Raw genomic sequence first — 1,215 nt, 5'->3', positions numbered from 1 at the left:
TTTTTGTGAGAGGGAATGGATTTAATGGCATGCACTTTTTTTGGGAAGCTGTCTTAAATGATAAAAAAACAATTATACCTGGAAAAGGGACTGTCCATTTGACAAAGACAACTTTTATGGCTCCAGAAAGTACGGCTATTTATAGTCGAGAATTCGAAAGTTCTGTTAAACTCTTACAAAATTCAAAAATTTCTGGAGATTCACTCCTGAAAGCTGTTGAGCGTTCTAATGTAAAGATTGAGGCTGATGCTTCTACCCTTGTAGGAGGCGCACATGTTGATGAAAGTTCTACAGCTAAGATAGATTTAAAAAATGGTTCAAAGTGGATTTTATCGCGACCAAAATATGACAAATTGCAAAATTCTGATGCTTCTGGTTCTAGGTTAAAAGATTATTCTTCTATTTCATCGGTTAATCTTACGGATAGTTCTCTTGTTTTTGAAGAATTAAAATCTAAAAAAACAAAAGGTTATCAGACACTTCTCATTGGAAAAGGATTTGGGACTGTCTATAAAGCGCACGGTGATGTGAATCTTTATCTTAATGCATATTTGGATAAAGGCGGAACTCTGCAAGAGCAAAAAACTGACCGGCTTTTAATCAATGGTGATCTTGAAGGAAAAACAACAGTTCATGTTTATAAGATTCCTGGAAGTCCAGGGGCATTGACGGGAGATGGTGGTAATAATCAGGGGATTTCCATTATTCAGGTTTATGGAAAAGCCATGGAAGATTCTTTTCAGTTAAAGGGGGGGTATGTCACACTTGAAGCCTCCCCCTATCAGTATCATCTTAAGAGTTATGGTCCAGGCTCTGCTTTAGGGGCGGCAGATTCCAATCAAAGAGTGCTTAAAAACTCTGGAACATTTTGGGATTTCCGACTTGAAAGTCAATTTGTTGATTCCACTAAAGTTTTTCCTGTTCTTGATTTGGTTGTCCCCCCTTCTTCTGATGATATTCCTTCTTTTTCTAAAATTCATCCTAATATTACTGGAGGTGAGGATGGTTCTATTGATTCTAACTCTCAGCAAAAGTCTCAGGAGCCAAGTCTTTCTTCTCCTGTAGATTCTCCTGATAGGGATTCCCATCTTACGACCACACCTAATGTATCTGATGTTTTTGTACTTGAGATCCCCAATCCTCTTTCCTCTCTTGCACCTGTTGTTCCCGCTATTGCTGAATCTAATCCAGTTTCTCCACCTGCATCTGGTTCAC

At 38.4% G+C, this 1,215-nt stretch carries 1 protein-coding gene; it reads left to right on the top strand.

What is annotated here, in order from left to right:
* Positions 1 to 29 precede the first annotated feature (29 nt).
* Positions 30 to 1,215 (top strand): autotransporter outer membrane beta-barrel domain-containing protein (locus ACFIL8_RS06685; RefSeq protein ID WP_375689199.1); only part of this gene is annotated, 1,186 nt, incomplete at its 3' end.

Origin of the sequence: Bartonella sp. AP57NXGY (assembly GCF_042195805.1) — a bacterium.
Classification (GTDB): domain Bacteria; phylum Pseudomonadota; class Alphaproteobacteria; order Rhizobiales; family Rhizobiaceae; genus Bartonella.
This window is presented reverse-complemented; position numbering and strand designations above follow the sequence as displayed.